The following is a 21,735-nucleotide window of genomic DNA, read 5'->3' as shown; positions in this document are numbered from 1 at the left end:
AGTGCCGAGCGAAGCTCGGCACCTCTCAAACCCAAAGCAGGCCGCTGCACCGCTCTTGATCTCCCATGCGCACCAGCCATGTCTGGAAGGGCTGGGGTGGGTGAGGTTGCGGGGCCCTCCACCGCATGGATGCGGTGGCGGAGCTTACACGGACGTACTTGCAGCGTGCCCCGCGGCCTCACCCACCCCAGCCCTCTCCAAGACAGCGACTGACTGCCCCGGCTCCATGCTTGCGCTCAAAAGCGGCCAAAACCCAACCGTCACATACGCGCCAGTACAGACGGAGGGCGGTATTCCCCCTTATCATTCGCCGTTCGATTTTTGCAGGCGGATGACCGCGTGACCGATTCCAATCTCGCATTCGTGTTCCCCGGCCAGGGCTCGCAGTCGCTGGGCATGCTCGCCGAACTGGCCGAGCTGCACCCGCAGGTCCGCGAGGCCTTCACCGAGGCCTCCGATGGCGCCGGCGTCGACCTGTGGGCGCTGTCGCAGGGCGGCCCCGAGGAAATGCTCAACCGCACCGAATTTACCCAGCCCGCCCTGCTGGCCGCCAGCATCGGCGTCTGGCGCGTCTGGAATGCCGTCGGCGGCGCCACCCCGGCCGTGCTGGCCGGCCACAGCCTGGGCGAGTACACCGCCCTCGTTGCCGCCGGCGCCCTGACCCTGCGCGACGGTGCCCACCTGGTGCGCCTGCGTGGCCAGCTCATGCAGGAAGCCGCCCCCGCCGGCGTCGGCGCCATGGCCGCCGTCCTCGGCGCCGAAGACGCCCTGGTCCAGGAAGTCTGCGAACAGGCCGCCGGCAGCCAGATCGTCGTGCCCGCCAATTACAACTCGCCCGGCCAGATCGTCATCGGCGGCGATGCCGGTGCCGTCGACCGCGCCCTGGCCCTGCTCGCCGAAAAGGGCGTGCGCAAGGCCGTCAAGCTCGCCGTCAGCGTCCCCTCGCACACCCCGCTCATGCGCGAAGCCGCCAACCGCCTGGCCGAAACCATGGCCGGCCTGGACTGGCGCGCCCCCGCGCTGCCGGTCGTGCAGAACGTCGACGCCCGCATCCACGACGGCGTCGAGGCCATCGCCCAGGCCCTGGTCCAGCAGCTCTACCTGCCCGTCCAGTGGACCGGGTGCGTGCAGGCGCTGGCCGCCCGTGGCGTCACCCGCGTTGCCGAGTGCGGCCCGGGCAAGGTCCTGACCGGATTGATCAAGCGCATCGACAAATCGCTGGACGCGCGCACACTGTCCACGCCCGCCGATTTTGAGGCAGCCCGCGAAACCTGGGCCGCCTGATCCTTTGACTGGCTTCGCGTCGCCCGGCCCCGGCCTGGCGCGTGGACCGGTCCCGTTCGAGGAACTACAGATGAGCAAGCCCCTTCAGGGTGAAATCGCACTGGTGACCGGCGCCAGCCGTGGCATCGGTGCCGCCATTGCCGACGCACTGGCCGCGCAGGGCGCGACCGTCATCGGCACCGCCACCACCGACGCCGGTGCCGCCGCGATCGGCGAACGCCTGGCCGCCGTGGGTGGCCACGGCCGCGCGCTGAACGTCACCGACGCCGCCGCGCTGGACGCCGTGCTGGACGGGATCGCCAAGGAGTTTGGCGCAATCAGCATCCTGGTCAACAACGCCGGCATCACCCGCGACAACCTGCTGCTGCGCATGAAGGACGAGGACTGGCAGGCCATTCTCGACACCAACCTGACCAGCGTGTTCCGCACCTCCAAGGCGGTCATCCGCGGCATGATGAAGGCCCGCAAGGGACGCATCATCAACATCGCCTCGGTGATCGGCGTCACCGGCAATGCCGGCCAGGCCAACTATGCTGCCGCCAAGGCCGGCATCATTGCCTTCTCCAAGTCGCTGGCCAAGGAAATCGGCTCGCGCGGCATTACCGTCAATGTGGTCGCCCCCGGCTTCATCGACACCGACATGACCAAGGCCCTGCCGGAAGAACAGCGCACCGGCCTGGTCAAGACGATCGCCCTGGAACGCCTGGGTGAACCGTCCGACATCGCCAACGCGGTGGCGTTCCTGGCCGGTCCCTCGGCCAGCTACATCACCGGCGAAACCCTCCATGTGAACGGCGGCATGTACATGCCGTAAGCATGTGGCGCACGGATTGCGCCGCAAGTGGTTGATCTGAAAGATGTTTTGTAGCAATGCAAGGCATCGCCGGTTTCCACTACACTATCCCACGGTCATCCGACATCGGATGGCGTCATTTTTGAACCACTACTCCATCTGGAGCGATATCCAATGAGCACCATCGAAGAACGCGTCAAGAAAATCGTCGTCGAACAGCTTGGCGTCAAGGAAGAAGAAGTCACCAACAGCGCATCGTTCGTCGATGACCTGGGCGCTGACTCGCTGGACACCGTTGAACTGGTGATGGCGCTGGAAGAAGAGTTCGAGTGCGAAATCCCGGACGAAGAAGCCGAGAAGATCAGCACCGTCCAGGCTGCAATCGACTACATCAACGCCCACGTCAAGGCTTGATGTCAGGCGGCTTGCGCGCGGCGGTGGCACCTGCCCCGGCCGCGCGCGGCAATCCCATGGGGCCGCACTTGCGGCCCTGTGCATTTGAGCGTTACACCGCGTCATACCCGTGAACCACGGGCCAGGAGAATCAGCAATGAAGCGTCGCGTCGTCGTCACCGGCATGGGCATGGTCTCGCCCCTTGGCAATGATCTGGACACCAGTTGGAAGGGCATCAGCGAAGGCCGTTCGGGCATCGCTGCGCTGACCAACGTTGCCGACAGCTACCTGGAACGGTTCACCACCAAAATTGCAGGTGAGGTCAAAGGATTTGACATCACCGCCGACAATGCACTGTTCGGCAAGTACCGGGTCAGCGGCAAGGATGCCAAGAAGATGGACCCGTTCATCCATTACGGGTTGGGCGCAGCGTTCATGGCCCTGCACGACTCTGGTCTGGAGATCACCGACGCCAATGCCGAGCGCATCGGCGCGATCGTCGGTGCCGGCATCGGCGGCCTGCTCGGCATCGAAGAGCAGACCATCGATTTCCATGAGGGCAAGAAGATCTCGCCCTTCTACGTGCCCAAGACCATCATCAACATGTTGCCCGGCCAGCTGAGCATCATCAGCGGCCTGAAGGGCCCGTCGTTCTCGGCGGTGTCGGCTTGCGCCACCTCCAACCATTCCATCGGCACCGCCATGCGCATGATCCAGTACGGCGATGCGGACGTGATGGTGGCCGGTGGTGCCGAGCGCGGCTCCTCGCCGACCGCCCTGGGCGGCTTCTGCGCGATGAAGGCCATGAGCACCCGCAACGATGATCCCGAAGCGGCCTCGCGGCCGTGGGACAAGGACCGCGACGGCTTCGTGCTGGGCGACGGTGCCGGCATCCTGATCCTGGAAGAGTACGAACACGCCAAGGCCCGTGGCGCCAAGATCTACTGCGAACTGGCCGGTTTCGGCGCCAGCTCCGACGCCTACCACATGACCGCGCCGAGCGAGAACGGTGAAGGCGCCGCGCGCTGCATGGTCATGGCCATGAAGGACGCCGGTGTGACCCCGGAGCAGATCGGCTACCTCAACGCGCATGGCACCTCGACCCCGCTGGGCGACCTCGGCGAGACCATGGCCATGAAGGCCGCCTTCGGCGACCACGCCTACAAGATGATGGTCAGCTCGACCAAGTCGATGACCGGCCACCTGCTCGGTGCCGCCGGCGGCGTCGAAGCGATCTTCTCGGTGCTGGCCCTGCGCGACAACGTGATTCCGCCGACCATCAACCTGCACCAGCCGGGCGAAGGCTGCGACCTGGATTACGTGCCCAACGAAGCACGCCAGGCCAAGGTCGACGTGGTGATGTCCAACGGCTTCGGCTTCGGCGGCACCAACGGCACGCTGGTGTTCAAGCGCGTCTGATCGCCGCGCTGCCGTACCCGCACCCGGGCCGCCATCTTGGCGGCCTTGGTGTATCTGGCCCTCCCGCACCTTCCGGTTCCCCGCCATGCTGCTGACCCATCCGCTGCCCGCCACCACCGACCTGCTCGCGCTGCAGCGCGTGGCGCCGTCGCGCTATCCGCTGCTGATGGAGTCCACCGCCTCGGGCACCGCGCAGGGCCGCTGGGACCTGTTGCTGATGGGTAACGGGCAATCGCTCGCGCTGCACGCCGATGGTGTTGTTCGCGATGCCGCAGGCGTTGCCCACCCGGGCGGCTTCCTCGACGGACTGGACGCGCAGTGGGCGGCGCTGCGCCAGCCGCGCGAAGAGATCCAGCTGCCGTTCCGCGGCGGCTGGGCGCTGATGCTGGATTACGAACTGGCCGGCCAGATCGAAACCGTGCTGCAGTTGCCCGCGCGCGCCGACGGGCTGCCCAGCGCATTGGCCCTGCGCTGCCCCGCGGCGGTGCTGCACGACCGCGTGCTGGGCCAGTACCACGCCGTGTGCGAAACCGACCACGCCGCACTGCTGCAGACCCTGCTGGCCGATCTGGACGCGGCCCGCGAGTTGCCGCCGCTGCCGGCCTGGCAGCCGCCGGCCGACGTGGGCGAGGACGCGCCCGCGCGCTTCACTGACGGCGTGGGCAAGGTCATCGATTACCTCCGCGCCGGCGATGTGTTCCAGGTGAACCTGTCGCGGCGCTGGAATGCCCAGTTCGCCAGCACGCTGTCGCCGCAGGCGCTGTACGCGCAGCTGCGGGTGGCCAACCCGGCGCCGTTCGCCGGGCTGTTCATGGCGCAGGGCAGGGCGGTGGTCAGTTCCTCGCCGGAACGGCTGGTGTCGGTGCATGGCGATGACGTGCAGACCCGCCCGATCGCCGGTACCCGCCCGCGCTTTGCCGGCGACGATGACGCCGCGCGCATCCAGGAGCTGGTCGGCCACCCCAAGGAGCGCGCCGAGCACGTGATGCTCATCGACCTGGAACGCAATGACCTGGGCCGCATCTGCACGCCCGGCAGCGTCGAGGTGGACGAGCTGATGACGGTGGAAAGCTACGCCCACGTGCACCACATCGTGAGCAACGTGCGTGGCCGCCTGCGCGCGGGCGTGAGCCCCGGCCAGGTGATCGCCGCCACCTTCCCGGGCGGCACCATCACCGGCTGTCCGAAGGTGCGCTGCATGCAGATCATCGCCGAGCTGGAGCAGACCGCACGGGGCGCCTACACCGGCGCGTTCGGCTGGCTCAACCGCGATGGCGACCTAGACCTGAACATCCTGATCCGCACCGCCGAAGTGGCCGCCGCCAGCGCCACCTTCCGCACCGGCGCCGGCATCGTGGTCGATTCGGACCCGGACAAGGAACTGGACGAAACCCGCGCCAAGGCGCGCGGCCTGATGCGCGCGCTGGGCCGGCATGACTGAGCCGTTTGGGCGTGTGCAGCGGTCGCGCGGTATGCTGCGCGGCGGCGAAAACCATTCGAGGTGACCATGGCGGGTGCGAAACGGGGATGTCTGGCCGTGCTGGCGGTGCTGCTATTGGGGGCATTGCTGCTGGCTGGTGCAGGGGCGTGGTTCTGGCACAGCCAGCGCGGCTTCGCCGATGCGCCGTTGACCCCGGACCAGCCCAGCGTGGTGATCGCCTCCGGCGACGGCCTGAGCACGGTGCTGGGCAAGCTGCGTGCCGCCGGCGTGGACGAAGGCAGCGACACCCAGTGGCAGCTGCTGGCGCGCCAATTGGATGCGGCGGGCAAGCTCAAGGTGGGTGAATACGCCCTGGACCCCAGCCTGACCCCGCGCGAGCTGCTGCTGCGCATGCGCCAAGGCCGGGTGCTGCAGCACCGGGTGACGATCGTGGAAGGGTGGAACATCCGCCAGGTCCGGGCCGCGCTCAAGCGCGCCGACCCGCTGGTGCACACCACCGACAGCCTCGACGACGCTGCCCTGATGAAGGCCATCGGCTTCCCCGGCGAACATCCGGAAGGCCGCTTCCTGCCCGAAACCTACGTGTACCAGCGCGGCGACAGCGACGTGGACGTGCTCAAGCGCGCGCACGCGGCAATGGAAAAGGAACTCACCGCCGCGTGGGACAGCCGCGCCGACGATCTGCCGCTGAACACGCCGTACGAACTGCTGACCCTGGCCTCGATCATCGAGAAGGAAACCGCGCTGCCCAGCGAGCGGCCGCAGATCGCCGGCGTATTCATGCGCCGGCTGAAGATCGGCATGCGCCTGCAGACCGACCCGACCGTGATCTACGGCATCGGCAGCAGCTACGACGGCAATATCCGCAAGCGCGACCTCACCACCGACACGCCGTACAACACCTACACCCGGGCCGGTCTGACCCCGACCCCGATCGCCATGCCCGGCCGCGACGCGCTGCAGGCCGCCGCACAGCCGGCGGCCGGCGATGCGCTGTACTTCGTGGCGGTGGGCGACGGCAGCGGCGCGCACGTGTTCTCGGCCAACTACACCGACCACAACGCCGCCGTGGCGCGCTACCTGCAGCAGCTGCGCCAGCAGCGCAGCCAGGCGGCACCGCAATGACCGCATCGCTGCTGCGCCACCCGCGTTTGGTCAGCCTGGAAGGCGGCGAAGGCGCGGGCAAGACCACCGCCATCAATGCCATCCGCCAGGCCCTGCACGCGCGCGGCCACGAGGTGCTGTTGACCCGCGAGCCCGGCGGCACGCCGTTGGCCGAGCGCATCCGCGCGCTGGTGCTTACCCCCGATGCGGAGATCGCCGCCGAGCCGCTGTCGGCCGAGGCCGAGCTGCTGCTGGTGTTCGCCGCGCGGGCCCAGCACGTGCGCCAGGTGATCGAGCCGGCGCTGCGCCGCGGCTGCTACGTCATCAGCGACCGCTTCACCGATTCCAGCTATGCCTACCAGGGCGGCGGCCGTGGCCTGGACCCGGCGTGGATCGGCGACCTCGAGCGCCGCGCGGTCGGGCTGCTGCCCGGACTGACCCTGCTGCTGGATGTGGATGTGGCGGTCGGCCGTGCCCGCGCCAATGGCCGCGACCTATGGCCGGACCGCATCGAGAGCGAGCAGGACGACTTCTTCCAGCGCGTGCGCGCGGTATTCCGCCAGCGCGCCAGCGCCGACCCCACCCGTTTCCGCCTGATCGACGCCAGCCAGGACCAGGCCGGCGTCGCCGCCTCGGTGGTGGCGGCCGTGGATGCCTGGCTGGCACCGGAGTCTGCTCATGAGTGACACCTTTTCCCCGTGGCAGCAGCGCGCCTATGACAAGACCGTGGCCGCGCTGGACGCCGGACGCCTGGGCCACGGCCTGCTGATCTGCGGCCCGGCCGGGCTGGGCAAGCGCGCCGTGGCACTGCGCATGGCCCAGCACATCCTGTGCGGGGGTGAGCCGGCGGCTGCCCAGCGCAGCGCGCAGCTGATCACCGCCGGCACCCACCCGGACCTGCAGCTGATCTCGTTCGTTCCAAACAAGTCCGGCGACAAGCTGCGTACCGAGATCGTGATCGAGCAGATCCGCGAGATCTCCCAGAAGCTGGCGCTGACCCCGCAGTACGGCATTGCCCAGGTGGTGATCGTCGACCCGGCCGACGCGATCAACCGCGCGGCCTGCAACGCGCTGCTCAAGACCCTGGAAGAGCCGCAGCCGGGTCGCTACCTGTGGCTGATCAGCAGCGACCCGGCGCGCCTGCCGGCGACCGTGCGCAGCCGCTGCCAGCGGCTGGAGTTCAAGCTGCCCCCGCGCGAAGAGGCACTGGCGTGGCTGCAGGCCCAGGGCCACAGCCCGCGCAGCGCTGAAGAGGCGCTGGACGCTGCGCGCGGCCACCCCGGGCAGGCCGACGACTGGCTGCGCGAGGATGGCCTGGCGCTGCGCAAGCAGGTCGCCACCGACCTGGACGCGCTGGTGGCCGGTCGCGCCGGCGCGGTGGAGCTGGCCCAGCGCTGGACCGCGGACGACAACGCGGCGCTGCGCCTGCGCCACGCCGCCGATCTGGCGCTGGCCCAGGCCAGTACGGGCGGCTTGACCGATCCGGACCGATTGCACAAGCTGGCGGCGTGGTTCGACGCCGCCAACCGTACCCGCGATCTGCTGCGCACCACCGTGCGCGCCGACCTTGCGGTGGTGGAATTGTTGTTGGCCTGGAACAAGGTCAACGAGCGGCAAGCAAAGGGGAATAGAGCATGAGTGCCACCAACGCCCGCCAGGGCATCCTGTCGCTGGCGGTCAAGGACAAGGCCGCGCTGTACAGCGCGTACATGCCGTTCGTGAAGAACGGCGGCGTCTTCGTCCCCACCCCCAAGCGCTACTTCCTGGGCGACGAGGTGTTCCTGCTGCTGACCCTGCCGGACTCCAGCGAGCGCCTGCCGGTGGCCGGCAAGGTGATCTGGGTGACCCCCGCCGGCGCCCAGGGCAACCGTGCGGCCGGCATCGGCGTGCAGCTGGCAGAAGGGGCTGAGGGCGAGAACGTGCGCAACAAGATCGAGACGCTGCTGGCCGGCATCCTGACCTCGGACAAGCCCACGCACACGATGTGAAGAAATTTCGGCGAAACCGTTGACGCCGAAAATTGCCGCCCTATAATGAGCGGCTCAGCAGCATCGGGCGGTTAGCTCAGCGGTAGAGCATTGCCTTCACACGGCAAGGGTCGCAGGTTCGAACCCTGCACCGCCCACCACGATTCAGTCAAAAAAGCCTCCGGAAACGGGGGCTTTTTTGTTGGCCGTTGCATGCGCCTCGGCTCCCGCGGGCCGGCCGACGTCGCCCGCGCTATCGTGCAGGTGCAGCGCCGCCCGCTGTCCCACCTACCGAGGAAGATGGCATGGACCCCAGTGGCACCGATCCCGCCGTTGGCACACCGGCCGATTACGGCGACACGCTGTACCGGGTGTACTTCGAAGTAGGCGAGTGGCAGGGCATCGCGCGCGACGCGATCACCGCCTTCCTGTTCGAGCGCCGCCAGGCCCATGCGAGCTTCAACGGCGCGCCTGCGGAACTACGGCTCCGACCTCATGGCTACGAGGTGGACCTGCCGATGCAGTTGATCCCGGAAGTGGTCCGCGTTCTGGCTGCGCACAACATCGCCGTCTATCAAGTGGTCCGAACCGAGCGGCGTTGAGGGCTGCAGTGCAGGACGGGCTCAACCCTGCGCGCACGCGACGCGTTCGGGGAGCGCCGATGGCATCGAACGAGGTCATCGACAGTGCCGCATGCGACAGCGCTCGCCGGTCACCCGTGGTGCCCTGCATGGCTTTCGGCGCACGCGACGTGGATCACCCCATGCGTGCTCGATGCTCCTTTATGATGCGGCCTACGCAGGGAAAGCCCGGGAACGGATATGGATGCGCGTCTCACGCGTGAGCAGGTGCTCGCGCTGGCGCCGGATGCGTCTTCAAGCAAGGCGGCCGGCGGGTTGGCAACGGATGGCAAATGGGGCCTGCTGGGCGCCGACGATGAAGCGGTGTGGGGCGAGTGCCAGGGCAGCGGCGCAAAGCCTTACCAGGCGCAGGTCGATCTGTCCGCGCTGGTCAGTCGTTGCTCCTGCCCCAGCCGCAAATTCCCCTGCAAGCACGGCCTTGCCCTGCTGCTGTTGTACGCGCAGGGCAACCCGCGCTTTTCGCCGCTGCCGCAGTCCCGGCCCGCTTGGGTGGACGAATGGCTGCGCGGTCGTCGCGAGCGCGCCGCGCGCCATGGACCGGCGGGTGAGGGCGCTGCCGCCGCACCCGTGGTTGCACCCGAGGCGGCCGCCGCAGCGGCGGCCAAGCGCGAAGCTACGCGCTGGAAGCGCATCACCCAAGGCTGCGCCGAGCTGGAGCGCTGGATCGCCGACACCTTCCGCCATGGGCTGGCCAACCTGGGGGACAGCCAGCGCGAGGATGCGATGACCATGGCTGCGCGCATGGTGGATGCGCAGGCCCCGGCGCTGGCCGGGCAGCTGCAGCTCGCGATGGACGCTGAACAGGTCGGCATGGCCGGCCTGTCCGACATGGGGGAGCGACTGGGCCTGCTGCAACTGCTGAACCAGGCCGTGCAGCGGCGTAGCACGCTCTCCCCGGCGCGGGTTGCGGACCTGCGCGCGGCACTGGGCTGGCCGCTGGACAAGGACGAGGTGTTGGCCACCGGCGAAACGCTGCACGATCGCTGGCACGTGCTGGGCCAGTGTGTCGTGGAGCTGCCGGGGCGACTGACCGAACGCCGGGTGTGGCTGCACGGGCTGGACAGCGGGCGCCCGGCCCTGCTGCAGGAATTCGCGCATGGCGGGCGCGGCTGGGATCGCGCCTGGCCCGCCAACCACGCGCTGGCTGCCACCCTGCATTTCTTCCCGGGCACCGTGCCGCTGCGCGCGCTGGCACCGGCTGCGACCGCGCTGGCAGACCGGCCCGCTGTACCGCTGTGCGATAGCAGCGTCGGCATCGACCAGGCCTCGGCACACTTCGCGACAAATCCCTGGTTGGCACAGGTTCCAATGCGTCTGCAGGGGCGTGTGCAGGTGACCGACGACACGTGGTTCCTGCATACCGACGCAGGCAGCCTGCCATTGCAGCTGGACACCGACGATGGCTGGGCCCTGATGGCCTTCGCCGGCGGTCATCCGTTATCCGTGATGGGGGAATGGGACGGCCGCGCGCTGCTCCCGTTGTCAGCCTGGACCACGCACGGGCAGTACTGGCAGAGGAGTGCGGCATGAGCGATGCGTGGTTGAAACCGGCCCTGCTCGGCATCGACCGCCCGCAGGTGATCCAGGCGGACGGCGCGCTTGGCACACTGCTGGAGCAGATCGGGTCGGGCGATGATGCCGCGCTGACCTACAGCCGCGGGGTCGGTGCCATCGCCGCCTGTGGCTTGGCCGCTGTGCGGGTGGGCGCCGTGGACGACGTGCTGCTCCCCGCGCCGGCGGCAGACGATGCGCAGGTAGTGCCCGATGCGCACCCGTGGACCGCGCTGTTGGCCGCCGTCTTCGCGCGCAGCGTGGTTGCCCAGGGACACGAGGTTCGGCTGCGCCACGAGGCCTGCCTGCGTCTTGCGGCACACCAGCGCACGCTGCCGCACGCCATTCTGCCGCAGGCGCTGGACGCAGGCGCCCGCAGCGTACCGCTGCGCACGCGCCTGCTACCGGTGCTGGGTGTGCGAGGCCATTGGCTGGCGAACTGCAATCCGGCGTGGGCGTTCGCCCATGCCGATGCCGTTGGCGAGGCCGCTATGCCGGCGCAGGAAACGGTGTTGGCGTGGGACGACGCGCGGCATGACACGCGTCTGGCCTGGTTCGCACACACCCGCCAGAGCGATCCGGCGCTGGCCCGCGAGCATTTGCAGGGCCACCTGAAAGCGATGTCGGCGCGCGAGCGTGCCGATTTCGTGGCCGCAATGAGCGCGCAGCTGGAACCGGCCGATGCGCCGCTGCTGGAGTCACTGCTGAAGGACCGCAGCCGCGAGGTACGCGCGCTGGTGGGGCCGTTGCTGGCGCAGTTGCCAGCGTCGACGCATGCGCAACGCATGGCCGGATGGATGCAGCCGCTGCTGGTCAAACGCAGTGGTCTGCTTCGCAGGACGAGCTGGGAATGCGAGGCACCCACGGCGGCTGCTCCGGAATGGGCCGACGCCGGTATCGAAACCAAGCGCCCGCAGTACGACGATCTGGGCGAGCGCGCGTGGTGGCTGTACCAGTTGGTGCGGCAGCTGCCGCTGGCCTGGTGGACCGGCCACACCTCGATGACCCCGGTGCAGCTGTTGGCCTTTGCACGGGGCACCGACTGGGAAGCCGCCCTGCAGCGCGGTTGGCTTGAACGCGTGGACGCCACGCAGCCGGCGTGGCTCGCGGCCATGCTGGACGACCGCAGCCTGCATGCACACACCCCCCGCCTGCTGGCGATGCTGCCGGTACAGCAGCGCGAACAGTACTGGCCAGGCACCCTGGACGAGCTGGCTGGCGAAGGCATGCTCAGCGACGTGCTGGGCTCCTGCGCACCTGGCGAAACCCTCACCGCGCATTACTCCGCGCGCCTGGTGCCGGGTGTGTGCGCGTGTTTCGCCACTGGCCGCCTGCGCCATGACTACGTACTGCGCCAGCAGCTGCTGGAGCTGGCCAGTCTGCTGCATCCCAGCGTGTTGTCCCACGTTGTGTTGCCGGCACAGCCCGATGACGCCACCGACAACATGCGCGCCTGCGCGCACGACCTGCTGCGCATCGTTGAAGTGCGCCACGCCCTGCATTCTTCCTTCTGACCTTTACCTGGAGCCACGATGAGCACTGCCGTCCTGCGCCAACACGCTGAACACCAATACGCCGAAGAACTGGATCAGCTGCGCCGCCTCGACCAGCGTCAACGACCTGCCAACTGGCAGCTCTCGCCCTGGGCGGTGGTGACCTACCTGATCGGTGGCACGCTCGACAACGGCTTCGTGGTCAGCCCCAAGTACATTGGTGAGCGGCGCCTGATGGAAATCGCGGTGGCCACCATCGCCACCGACCGCGCGCTGCTGCTGTTCGGTGTGCCGGGCACGGCCAAGTCGTGGGTATCGGAGCACATGACCGCGGCCATCAGCGGTGACTCCACCCTGCTGGTGCAGGGCACGGCCGGTACCAGCGAAGAACAGATCCGCTACGGCTGGAACTATGCACAGCTGCTGGCAAATGGTCCCAGCCAGGCTGCGCTCGTGCCCAGCCCGCTGATGAACGCGATGCGCCTGGGCAAGATTGCCCGCATCGAGGAACTCACCCGCATTCCCGCCGACGTACAGGACGCGCTGATCACCGTGTTGTCCGAGAAGACCCTGCCGATTCCGGAGTTGGGATCGGAAGTGCAGGCCACGCGCGGGTTCAGCGTGATTGCCACGGCCAACAACCGGGACAAGGGCGTCAATGAACTGTCGAGCGCGCTCAAGCGTCGCTTCAACACGGTGATCCTGCCGGTACCGTCCAGCGAGCAGGACGAGATCGCGATCGTGACCAAGCGCGTGGGCGAGATGGGCGTGGCCCTGGACCTTCCTGCCGAGCCGCCCGCGCTGCAGGAAGTGGCGCGGGTGGTCCGCATCTTCCGCGAACTTCGCAACGGCATGACCGAAGACGGCAAGGCCAAGCTGAAATCACCCACGGCCACGCTGTCCACGGCCGAGGTGATCTCGGTGATCAACAACGGCATGGCCCTGGCCGGGCATTTCGGCGATGGCGTGCTGCGCCCGGCCGACATGGCGGCCGGCATGATCGGTGCCATCGTCAAGGACCCCGTGCAGGACCAGGTGGTCTGGAACGAGTATCTGGAAACGGTGGTGAAGGAGCGCAGCGAGTGGAAGGATCTGTACCGCGCCTTCCGTGACCACGCCTAAGCCACGCCAATGAGCCAGAGCCTCTCCCTGTTTGGCGTCCGCCACCACGGTCCAGGCTGCGCACGCAGCCTGCTGGCCGCCCTGCACGCGCTGCAGCCGGACTGCGTGCTGATCGAAGGCCCGGCCGGTACCGAAGCGGTGCTCGCGCATGCAAGCGACCCGGCCATGGTGCCGCCGGTGGCGCTGCTGTCCTACAGCGTGGACGATCCGCAGCTGGCGGTGTTCCATCCTTATGCGCTGTTCTCACCGGAATGGCAGGCCCTGCAGTGGGCGCGCGAGGCGGGCGTGCCGGTGCAGTTCATCGATGTCCCCCCGGCGCTGTCGCTGGAGTGGCAGCAGCAGGCAAAGGCCGGGCAGGTGCCATCGATGGGAGAAGGAGAGGGCGAAAGCGACGCCGACACGGCGGCGCAGGACGCTGTCACCGACCCGGACCATTCGCCTGCAGTAGTGACCGATGCGCCGCACGCGGCGACCCCGGGCACCGACGAGGATTCCCCGCCGCCGACCGACCCGCTGGACTGGCTGGCGCGCGCGGCCGGCTATGGCGATGGCGAGGCGTGGTGGAACCACATGGTCGAAGAGCGTGGCGATGGCCAGGATCTGTTTGCCGCGATCGCCGAGGCGATGCATGAAGTGCGCGCGCACGCCCCGCCGCGGCCTTCCGCGCGGGCGGCGCAGGACGCCATCCGTGAGGCACACATGCGCGCCGGGCTCCGGGCCGCGCGCAGGCAGTACCAGCGCATCGCCGTTGTCTGCGGTGCCTGGCACGTGCCCGCGCTGGATGCAGCCGCGTTGGCGGCCCACAGCGTCACCGCTGACAACCGCCTCCTCAAGGGCATGCCCAAGCGCAGGACCCAGTCCACCTGGGTGCCATGGACCTACCGCCACCTCAGTGCCGGCAGTGGCTACGGCGCCGGCGTGGATGCGCCGGGCTGGTACGACCATCTCTGGCGCAACGCCGGCGCGCGCCATCAGCGCGCCATCGGCTGGTACGCGCGCGTGGCCGGCCTGCTGCGCGACAGCGGGCTCGACTGTTCATCCGCACACCTGATCGAGGCGGCGCGGTTGGCCGACACGCTTGCCGCGATGCGCGAGCGGCCGGCACCGGGCCTGGAAGAAATCAACGACGCCACCCGCAGCGTCATCTGCAATGGCGACGACACGCCCATGCAGCTGATCCGCGACCGGTTGTTGCTCGGCGACGCACTGGGCAGCGTGCCGCCCGCCGTGCCGGTAGTGCCGCTGCAGCGCGACCTGGAGGCGCAGCAGAAGCGCCTGCGGCTCAAACCCGAAGCGCTCGCCCGCACCGTCGACCTGGACCTGCGCGGTGACTCCGACCTGCAGCGCAGCCATCTGCTGCACCGCCTTGCCTTGCTGGACATTCCGTGGGGCCAGTTGACCCATGCGGGCAGCTCGGCACGCGGTACCTTCCACGAATACTGGCAGCTGGCCTGGCAACCCCATTTCCAGGTCGACCTGATCGATGCCAGCCGGCTTGGCCAGACCCTGGCCGCCGCCGCCAGCCAGCGTGCGCTGGACCAGGCCCGCAACGCCACGCAGCTCCCGGTGCTGTCGGCGCTGGTCGACCGCGTGCTGCTGGCCAACCTGCCCGAGGCCGTCAGTGCCATCGCCAGCGAGCTGGAAGCACGCGCTGCCACCGATGCCGATCCACTGACGCTGCTGGACGCCTTGCCGGCCCTGGCCAACGTGTACCGCTACGGCAATGTGCGCCGCACCGAAGGCGAGCAGGTGGCGCATCTCTTCGACGGCATGCTGCAGCGCGCCTGCATCGGCCTGGCGATTGCCCTGTCCGACCTGGATGACGGACGTGCCGAACAGGCGCGCGAGACCCTGTTGGCCGCTGACCGTGCGATTGCCCTGCGCGGCGACGAAGCGGGCCAGCAGGTCTGGCGGCGCAGCCTGGCTTACGTTGCGTTGTCCACCACCACCAGTGCGCTGGTGGCCGGCGCGGGCACGCGCCTGCTGCTCGATGCGGGCTACCTGGATGGCACGCAGGTGGAGTTGCAGTTGCAGCGGGCGTTGTCGGCCGGTGCCGAGCCGCTGCCGGCTGCCCAGTGGCTGGATGGCTTCCTCAACCGCAACGCGACCGTGCTGCTGCACGATGATGCGGTATGGCACCTGATCGACGCGTGGGTCTGTGGGCTGACCGATGAGCACCTGGTGCAGGTGCTGCCGCTGGTACGGCGCACGTTCGCCGCGTTCGAAGCCGCCGAGCGCCGCGACCTCGGTGAGCGCGTGAAGCGCGGCGTGGGGGCGGCCCCGGCACCGGTGGTCGAATCCACCTGGAACACCGCGCGCGCCGAGCGCGCGCTGCCGATGCTGCGCGAACTGTTTGGAGTGGATGCATGAGCGAGCTCACCGATCCGGCCGCCCCGGCTGTCCCGACCACGCGTGCCGAGCGCTGGCGCCTGATCCTGGGCCAGGAAAGCAGCGCCAGCTGCGGCGCCCTGAGTGCACGGCTGCAGGGCGTGGATGCCGCCTTGGGCGCGCTTTACGAGCCGCACGGTCCCAATGGCCTGGCCCGTCGCGGCGGGCGGGGCGGTTCGGCCCCGAACGTAGCGCGCTGGCTGGGTGACATCCGCCGCTATTTCCCGGCGTCGGTGGTCCAGGTTATGCAGCGCGACGCGCTGCAACGGCTGGAGCTGCGCCAGATGCTGCTGGAAAAGGAAATGCTGGAGCACATCCAGCCAGACGTGCACATGGTGGCCAACCTGGTGGCGCTGTCCGGGGTCATCCCGGCCGAGACCAAGGAGACCGCACGCCTGGTGGTACGCAGCGTGGTAAACGACCTGCTGCGTCGACTCGAGGAGCCGATGCGCTCGGCAGTGAGCGGGGCGTTGGATCGCGCGCGCCGCAACCGTCGGCCCCGCCATGCGGAAATCGACTGGAACCGCACCATCCGCGCCAACCTGCGGCACTGGCAACCCACGCTGCGCACGGTGGTGCCGGAGACGTTGATCGGCTATGGGCGCAAGGCACGAAAGCCGCAGCGCGAGGTGCTGCTGTGCATCGACCAGAGCGGTTCGATGGCCGCATCGGTGGTCTACTCCAGCATCTTCGGTGCCGTCATGGCGTCCTTGCCGGCGGTGTCGACCAAGCTGGTGGTGTTTGACACCGAAGTGGTGGACATGAGCGAGAAGCTGGATGACCCGGTGGATCTGCTGTTCGGTGTGCAGCTGGGCGGCGGCACCGACATCCACCGCGCCGTCACCTACTGCCAGGCCCAGATCCGCGAGCCACACAGTGCCATCCTGGTGCTGATCTCGGATCTGTACGAGGGCGGCGTGGAGAAGAAGCTGCTGGCGCGCGCGCTGGAACTGGTGGAGGCGGGCGTGCAGTTCATCGTGCTCCTTGCGCTCAGCGACGAGGGAGCGCCCGCCTACGACCAGCACCTGGCGGGCCAGCTGGCCGCGCTCGGGGTACCGTCATTCGCATGCACGCCCGACGCCTTCCCCGGACTGATGGCGGCGGCCATCCGCCGTGATGACATCCACCAATGGGCGGCCGGCAACGGACTGGTCACCACGCGCCCGATCCGATGAGGGCAGGGATGCACCGTGGCCGTGCGACATGCTCAAATGGGCGCGACGCGAACATGCCTGGGGGCAAGGATGAACATCGGGGGGCAACGGGGCGCTGGCACATCCGCGCGTTCGCTGGGGCTGGGGCTCGCGCTGGCACCCATGCCCGCGATGGCGTCTGACTTCCCGGGCATGCTGACGGTGTTCGTCGGATTGCCGTTGCTGCTTGTGGCAACGCTGGTGCTGACCGTGCTGCTCATCTTCCGCCGCCACGGTTGGGCGCGCGCACTCGGCATACTGTGTGGCGTGCCTGTGCTGCTCGGTGGCGTGTACATCGCCTGCGTGGACACGTGGCGATTCTGGCCCAGCGTGGGGCACAACGAGTTCGGCTTCAGACTGGTCATCATCCTAGGCTGTGGGCTGTTGTGGCTGTGCGTGCTTGCCCTCCTATGGCTGTTCTGGAAGAACCCACCACGCCGGACCACGCCCCAGTACCTCTGACCCATATTCTCAGTGGAGACAACAATGGCTGATCCTTACAACAGCGGACCTCGGAGTCCGCCCGCACTGCGGCTCGACGATTCGATGGTCACCACGGCAATGGAACTGCCGGGCTTCCGGGTTGTGCGCAGCTTGGGCGTGGTACGCGGCATCACGGTGCGCTCGCGCTCCATCGTGGGCAATTTTCTGGGCGGATTGCAGACGATCTTCGGTGGCAACATCACCATCTACACCGAACTGTGCGAACAGGCCCGGGAAGAGACCTACCGCGACATGGCCAAGCATGCGCGGATGCTGGGGGCGAACGCGATCATCGCGATGCGCTATGACGCTACCGATGTGATGACCGGTCTTACCGAGGTGCTGTGTTACGGCACGGCGGTGGTGGTGGAGCCGGTGCGGTTGTAGCACTGGATAGAAGTGCGACGGATCGGCAATCGATCCGCCGCTGTCATTTCATGGATGCTCCCCGTGCAGTGCACGAATCTGATTCGAGGTAACTACTCGACGACAGGTTGCTTGGGTCTTCCAATCTCTTCCGCCAGCTTGGCGAACGTCTCGTACTCGTTGTAGCCCTGACGGTTGTGCATGATCGTCCATGCCTCGCCCTCCGGGCTGGTCGATGCCGTGTCCAGGAGTGCGAACAGGTCGTAGTCGAGCGGGCCCTCTGAGATCTGGATCGTGTCGCCGATGCGGCAAGCAAAGTCGTCCTCGTCGGCAAGGTTGGGGTCCTCTTCCAGCAGCGCATTCCAAAGCTCCACAATGTCAGGGTTGTCATCGCCGAATCGCCTGACCAGATCAACCGGTAGCAGTACGCAGCAGAACGAGCCTGGAATCAGGAAGCCATTGGAAGCAAGGAGGAACTGGCGATAGCTGTCGGGGAATCTGACACCAAGACGAGCCTCTGCAGTTCGAATCTGTTCCGGCGAGGCCCCCTTCTGCCCAAGCCAACGGATATCTTCCTTTCCTACGCGTGATGCCAGTTGCGCCAGCGGTGAGTTTGGGAACTTCTGGATGAACGAGGTCAGGCCGAGGTCTTCGATCGGCTCATTTTTTGCGAGTTGGATATTCTTCAGGCCTTCTACATTCATGTCGTTAAGTAGCTTGGTCCACATATCTGCCTCCTCAGTTCAGTCAACAACCTTCACCCAGAATTCCTCGCCGTCCAAAACCCGGGCGTTGTTGCACAAGAAGGTCCCAAGCCGGCCGCCCACCTTTTGGTTGTCCGCGCCTAAAATGAACTTGACCGACATCGAGGTTTCCGGGACCAAGGACGCGCCTTGGTTCGTCGCCGCGAAAGGGTACTCATCGCAGTTGAGGCCTGTACCCACTTGGTCTGGGAATCGCGCTGCACATAGCCTCTTCGACTCTGCGCGATTTTTTGTGTTTACGTTGTCGTTTATGAGCCGTGTCAGCGCTTTCCCGCGAGACGCGGGATCTTCATTCCAACGTCCAATCATTCCCGGCAGGATCTCCTGGGCGACCTTGATGTGTGCTGCCGATTCGTCTGTTTCCGAATCGCTCAAGCTGACGTCGAACACCGCCGGATAGCCTGAGAATCTGCAGCCGGAAGTTCTCTTCTTCGATAGCTTGTCGCACCGCAGTTGGGGTGCACTCGCCTGTAGGAGGGATTGATCCGTGTTGAAGCGTGACAGCACCAGCTGGGTTTCCTCTCCTACTTTTCCATCATCCGTGTCCAAGCCCATCGCCACCGCGAAGTCGTACGTACCGGGTCCCGCAAGTGTCTGAGGCTCAAACTGCTGTTTTTCGGTGCAGCTCCCGCAGAAGATCTCGGGCGCGACGATCAGGCCTGCCATCGCGTTTCCTTCGACAGCCTCGAACACGACGCGAAGTCGATGGTTCCATCGGGTTCCTTTCTGCTGCACGGAAACATAGTCATACAGCGTGACGTTGGCCGACTCGGTGGTTCCCGTTTCCGGATTCGCTGAGCGGTACACTGCTGTCCGCTTCACGCAGTAATGCATCCGAGAGCCAGTGGCTTCTTCCTCATCCTTATCCGTCGCATCCTTGCAAGCTTCTTCGAACGACATCTCCGGATTCTGCAGGCTGTACTCGTACTTCCGCAGCTCGTCCAGCGACATGCTGGCGACCATCTCCGCATCGGTGGGACAGCCTTCTTCATCCTGCGCATAGGCGGGAAATGCAGACAACGCGACAGCCAAGGCCAACGGGGTGAGCTTCATGTACTGATCCTGGAAATTGGATGCGTGGATGCATCCGGTTTCCCGGTGTTACGCCCGTCGAAGGATCTTCGATGTAGGGAAACTGCACTGCGTGCGCGAAGCGTGACACGCCATCGGCAGCGGCTGTGGCGTACTGCACGCTTGTCAGCGTGGAAGAGAGTTTCGAGGTGCGACGGCATGACGTGCCGTCGCTGTCAGCGTGTGTCGCGATCAGCTGCTTCATCTGCGTTTCAGTGAGAATCGCAGGTATGGACATGCATGCCGACACCGTGACACTCCCCGCCGCCGCCCGCGTTGAAACCGACCGCCATCTATCCGATAGTGTCCCGGCCACGCACCGGATTCGGGCGCGGTGGACATTCTCCAAACGGACGAGGTGGAATGCATGCGGTCGTTGATGGTTATCGGAATTGCAGTCCTGCTGCTGGTCTCACCGGCGTCCCGTGCCAAGCCGCCTGAGCCGGAACAGGGCACGGCCCAGAAAGCACTCACGGCGTGGCTGGCCGCCTTCAACGACGCCGATGGCGATGCGCTGCAGGCGGTACGTGAAAAGTACGGCATGCGCCCCAATCGTGTGGCCGATCTCGAATTCCGCAAGGACACCGGTGCCCTGAAGATACTCGAGGCCAGGTCCGGCACCCCCGGCACCGCGCAGGTACTGGTGCTGCCGTCGGTGAATGACCGCGCGATGCTGGTCACCGCGTCCGTCGACCCGACATCCGGCGCAACCGCGCTCCAGTTCGAGGGCGCCGAAACGCCACCCCGGTTTGCGCCCAAGCGTGTGCCGGAAGCCACCCTCCTGGCCGACGCCAAGGCGCGGCTCGACGCACTGCAGGCGTCGGACGACGTGGCCGGTGCCTTCCTGGTCGCCAGGAGCGGCGAGGTGCGGATGCAGTGGCAGGGTGGTCGGGCCGACCGCGAGCGTGCGCTGGCCGTGTCCGCCGACACCCGGTTCCGCCTGGCATCGTTGAACAAGATGTTCACTGCCGTGGCCATCCTGCAGTTGGAGCAGGCGGGCAAGCTGTCCCTGGACGACTCCCTGGGCAAGCACCTGCCTACCTATCCGAACCGTGCGGTGGCCGATGCGGTCACGCTGCGCCAGCTGCTGAACCACACCAGCGGGCTGGGCGACATCTTCGGCGAGAAGGCCAGTAGTAATCCAGGTGCGCTACGCACGCTGCACGACTACTGGGCGGTGTTCGCCGACGACCCATTGGCCTTCCCGCCGGGCAGCAAGGACCAGTATTCCAACTACGCCTACGTTCTGTTGGGCTCGGTGATCGAGGCGGTGTCGGGCCAGTCGTACTACGACTATGTGGATACCCACGTCTACCGGGTAGCGGGCATGACCGCGACCGGATCCCTGCCGGAGTCCACACCGGTCCAGGCCCGGGCGAACGCGTACACGCGGGTCGATGGGAAATGGGCGTTGGAAACGGCGTCTTTGCCCTGGCGCGGCACCTCGGCCGGGGGTGGTTACAGCACCGTGGGCGACATGCTGAAGTTCGGTGAGGCACTGCGCACGGGAAAGCTGCTGGCTCCGGGGGCATTGGCCGCAGCCACCGCGCCACAGAACACCATGGGCTGGTATGGCTATGGCTTCATGGTGCGTGGTCAGGGCCGGGAGCGTCTGTATGGGCACGAGGGCGGAGCGCCCGGCGCGAACGCGGTGTTCTATGTGCTTCCCGAGCAGGGCTATGTGCTGGTGGGGTTGAGCAATGTGGACCCGGAGGCGATGGGCAACGTGGTCAATTTCGTGGCCAATCGGCTTCCACTGTGAACGTGCACGGGCAGGGCAAAGGTGCTGACAGCATGAGCGCACACGCGGCGGGTCCATGCCGGAGCCGGCACTTCGCACGGTTGTACGCCGGCGCACTGGCCTGCCTGCCACTGCCGGCGCTGGCGTCGGATTTCACCGGCCTGCTTACCGGCATGACCCTGCTGCTGCTCGCAGTCACCCTGGTGGTGCTGCTGCCCCTGCTGCTGGTCCGCCGGCATGCCTGGGTGCGGTGGCTGGGTACGTTCGTGGGCGTGGGCGTATTGCTCATTGGCCTTGGCACCGCGGGCGTGGATACCTGGCGGCTGGTGGCCCGGACCAGGGCGGAGGACGTGCTGTCGGTGGGCACCGGCCTGCTTCTGCTCTACCTGCTGCTATGGCTGGCCATTGCCTACACGACGTACCGCCTTCAGCGCGGGCCGGCCGCACCTGGCCCACGCGGGCGCTGACGATACCTGCAGCGTCTCACCACGGCACGCAACAGGTATTGGCGGGGCACCCC

The 21,735-nt window shown here is 67.3% G+C and carries 21 protein-coding genes and 1 tRNA gene; 20 read left to right on the top strand and 2 right to left on the bottom strand.

Features of this window, described 5'->3' with window-relative positions; all coding sequences use genetic code 11:
- Nucleotides 1-339 precede the first annotated feature (339 nt).
- The 18 genes from fabD to ABIA71_RS18585 all read left to right on the top strand — a co-directional run bounded on the left by fabD (nt 340) and on the right by ABIA71_RS18585 (nt 17,660).
- Nucleotides 340-1,284 carry an ACP S-malonyltransferase gene (gene fabD / locus ABIA71_RS18670; RefSeq protein WP_354287220.1) on the top strand — a complete coding sequence of 315 codons (945 nt, stop codon included), beginning with the start codon at nt 340-342 and terminating at the stop codon, nt 1,282-1,284.
- A gap of 70 nt (nt 1,285-1,354) precedes the next feature.
- Nucleotides 1,355-2,098 (top strand): 3-oxoacyl-ACP reductase FabG, encoded by a 744-nt coding sequence (gene fabG, locus ABIA71_RS18665; protein ID WP_038690081.1) that lies wholly within the window; start codon nt 1,355-1,357, stop codon nt 2,096-2,098.
- 153 nt (nt 2,099-2,251) lie between these two features.
- Complete coding sequence (gene acpP / locus ABIA71_RS18660) at nt 2,252-2,491, top strand: acyl carrier protein (RefSeq protein ID WP_017357544.1); 240 nt, start codon at nt 2,252-2,254, stop codon at nt 2,489-2,491.
- A 136-nt stretch (nt 2,492-2,627) separates the two neighbouring features.
- Entirely contained in the window at nt 2,628-3,890 is a 1,263-nt protein-coding gene (gene fabF, locus ABIA71_RS18655) for a beta-ketoacyl-ACP synthase II (protein ID WP_354287218.1), read from the top strand.
- A gap of 85 nt (nt 3,891-3,975) precedes the next feature.
- Complete coding sequence (locus tag ABIA71_RS18650; RefSeq protein WP_354287216.1) at nt 3,976-5,331, top strand: aminodeoxychorismate synthase component I; 1,356 nt, start codon at nt 3,976-3,978, stop codon at nt 5,329-5,331.
- 66 nt (nt 5,332-5,397) lie between these two features.
- Nucleotides 5,398-6,456, top strand: coding sequence for an endolytic transglycosylase MltG (gene mltG / locus ABIA71_RS18645; RefSeq protein ID WP_354287214.1), 1,059 nt, complete (start codon nt 5,398-5,400; stop codon nt 6,454-6,456).
- On the top strand, nt 6,453-7,121 hold the full coding sequence (gene tmk / locus ABIA71_RS18640) for a dTMP kinase (protein WP_354287212.1): 669 nt from the start codon (nt 6,453-6,455) through the stop codon (nt 7,119-7,121). The genes mltG and tmk overlap by 4 nt, the downstream gene beginning before the upstream one ends.
- Nucleotides 7,114-8,073 carry a DNA polymerase III subunit delta' gene (locus ABIA71_RS18635; protein WP_354287210.1) on the top strand — a complete coding sequence of 320 codons (960 nt, stop codon included), beginning with the start codon at nt 7,114-7,116 and terminating at the stop codon, nt 8,071-8,073. Before tmk ends, ABIA71_RS18635 begins: the two co-directional genes overlap by 8 nt.
- Complete coding sequence (locus ABIA71_RS18630) at nt 8,070-8,423, top strand: PilZ domain-containing protein (RefSeq protein WP_038690068.1); 354 nt, start codon at nt 8,070-8,072, stop codon at nt 8,421-8,423. Before ABIA71_RS18635 ends, ABIA71_RS18630 begins: the two co-directional genes overlap by 4 nt.
- Nucleotides 8,424-8,488: 65 nt before the next feature.
- Nucleotides 8,489-8,563, top strand: a tRNA-Val gene (locus tag ABIA71_RS18625).
- Between the two features lie 144 nt (nt 8,564-8,707).
- Nucleotides 8,708-9,004, top strand: coding sequence for a hypothetical protein (locus ABIA71_RS18620; RefSeq protein WP_354287208.1), 297 nt, complete (start codon nt 8,708-8,710; stop codon nt 9,002-9,004).
- A 219-nt stretch (nt 9,005-9,223) separates the two neighbouring features.
- Complete coding sequence (locus tag ABIA71_RS18615; RefSeq protein ID WP_354287206.1) at nt 9,224-10,573, top strand: SWIM zinc finger family protein; 1,350 nt, start codon at nt 9,224-9,226, stop codon at nt 10,571-10,573.
- A complete protein-coding gene (locus tag ABIA71_RS18610; RefSeq protein WP_354287204.1) occupies nt 10,570-12,108 on the top strand; it encodes a DUF5691 domain-containing protein in 1,539 nt (512 codons plus the stop codon). The genes ABIA71_RS18615 and ABIA71_RS18610 overlap by 4 nt, the downstream gene beginning before the upstream one ends.
- Nucleotides 12,109-12,126: 18 nt before the next feature.
- Complete coding sequence (locus ABIA71_RS18605; protein ID WP_354287202.1) at nt 12,127-13,209, top strand: ATP-binding protein; 1,083 nt, start codon at nt 12,127-12,129, stop codon at nt 13,207-13,209.
- 9 nt (nt 13,210-13,218) lie between these two features.
- The gene (locus tag ABIA71_RS18600; protein WP_354287200.1) at nt 13,219-15,579 is read left to right on the top strand and encodes a DUF5682 family protein; all 2,361 of its coding nucleotides are present in this window, start codon (nt 13,219-13,221) and stop codon (nt 15,577-15,579) included.
- Complete coding sequence (locus ABIA71_RS18595) at nt 15,576-16,772, top strand: VWA domain-containing protein (protein ID WP_354287199.1); 1,197 nt, start codon at nt 15,576-15,578, stop codon at nt 16,770-16,772. Before ABIA71_RS18600 ends, ABIA71_RS18595 begins: the two co-directional genes overlap by 4 nt.
- A 69-nt stretch (nt 16,773-16,841) precedes the next feature.
- Nucleotides 16,842-17,252: a hypothetical protein gene (locus ABIA71_RS18590; protein WP_354287197.1), complete on the top strand. Its 411-nt coding sequence runs from the start codon at nt 16,842-16,844 to the stop codon at nt 17,250-17,252.
- A 24-nt stretch (nt 17,253-17,276) separates the two neighbouring features.
- The gene (locus ABIA71_RS18585) at nt 17,277-17,660 is read left to right on the top strand and encodes a YbjQ family protein (protein ID WP_038690053.1); all 384 of its coding nucleotides are present in this window, start codon (nt 17,277-17,279) and stop codon (nt 17,658-17,660) included.
- Between the two features lie 92 nt (nt 17,661-17,752).
- Here ABIA71_RS18585 and ABIA71_RS18580 read toward each other — a convergent pair whose 3' ends face one another.
- Together ABIA71_RS18580 and ABIA71_RS18575 are read right to left on the bottom strand one after the other, a co-directional pair.
- Nucleotides 17,753-18,367: an SMI1/KNR4 family protein gene (locus ABIA71_RS18580; RefSeq protein ID WP_354287196.1), complete on the bottom strand. Its 615-nt coding sequence runs from the start codon at nt 18,365-18,367 to the stop codon at nt 17,753-17,755.
- 15 nt (nt 18,368-18,382) lie between these two features.
- Nucleotides 18,383-19,456 carry a NucA/NucB deoxyribonuclease domain-containing protein gene (locus ABIA71_RS18575; RefSeq protein ID WP_354287194.1) on the bottom strand — a complete coding sequence of 358 codons (1,074 nt, stop codon included), beginning with the start codon at nt 19,454-19,456 and terminating at the stop codon, nt 18,383-18,385.
- Between the two features lie 397 nt (nt 19,457-19,853).
- Here ABIA71_RS18575 and ABIA71_RS18570 point away from each other — a divergent pair, with 397 nt between their 5' ends.
- Together ABIA71_RS18570 and ABIA71_RS18565 are read left to right on the top strand one after the other, a co-directional pair.
- Nucleotides 19,854-21,236: a serine hydrolase domain-containing protein gene (locus ABIA71_RS18570; RefSeq protein WP_354287193.1), complete on the top strand. Its 1,383-nt coding sequence runs from the start codon at nt 19,854-19,856 to the stop codon at nt 21,234-21,236.
- Between the two features lie 32 nt (nt 21,237-21,268).
- Nucleotides 21,269-21,682, top strand: coding sequence for a hypothetical protein (locus ABIA71_RS18565; protein WP_354287191.1), 414 nt, complete (start codon nt 21,269-21,271; stop codon nt 21,680-21,682).
- Nucleotides 21,683-21,735 lie beyond the last annotated feature (53 nt).

Source organism: Stenotrophomonas sp. 2619, assembly GCF_040548725.1.
GTDB classification, from domain to species: domain Bacteria; phylum Pseudomonadota; class Gammaproteobacteria; order Xanthomonadales; family Xanthomonadaceae; genus Stenotrophomonas; species Stenotrophomonas maltophilia_AP.
The sequence above is the reverse complement of the archived record's forward strand: the minus strand, read 5'-3'. Positions and strand labels throughout refer to the sequence as shown.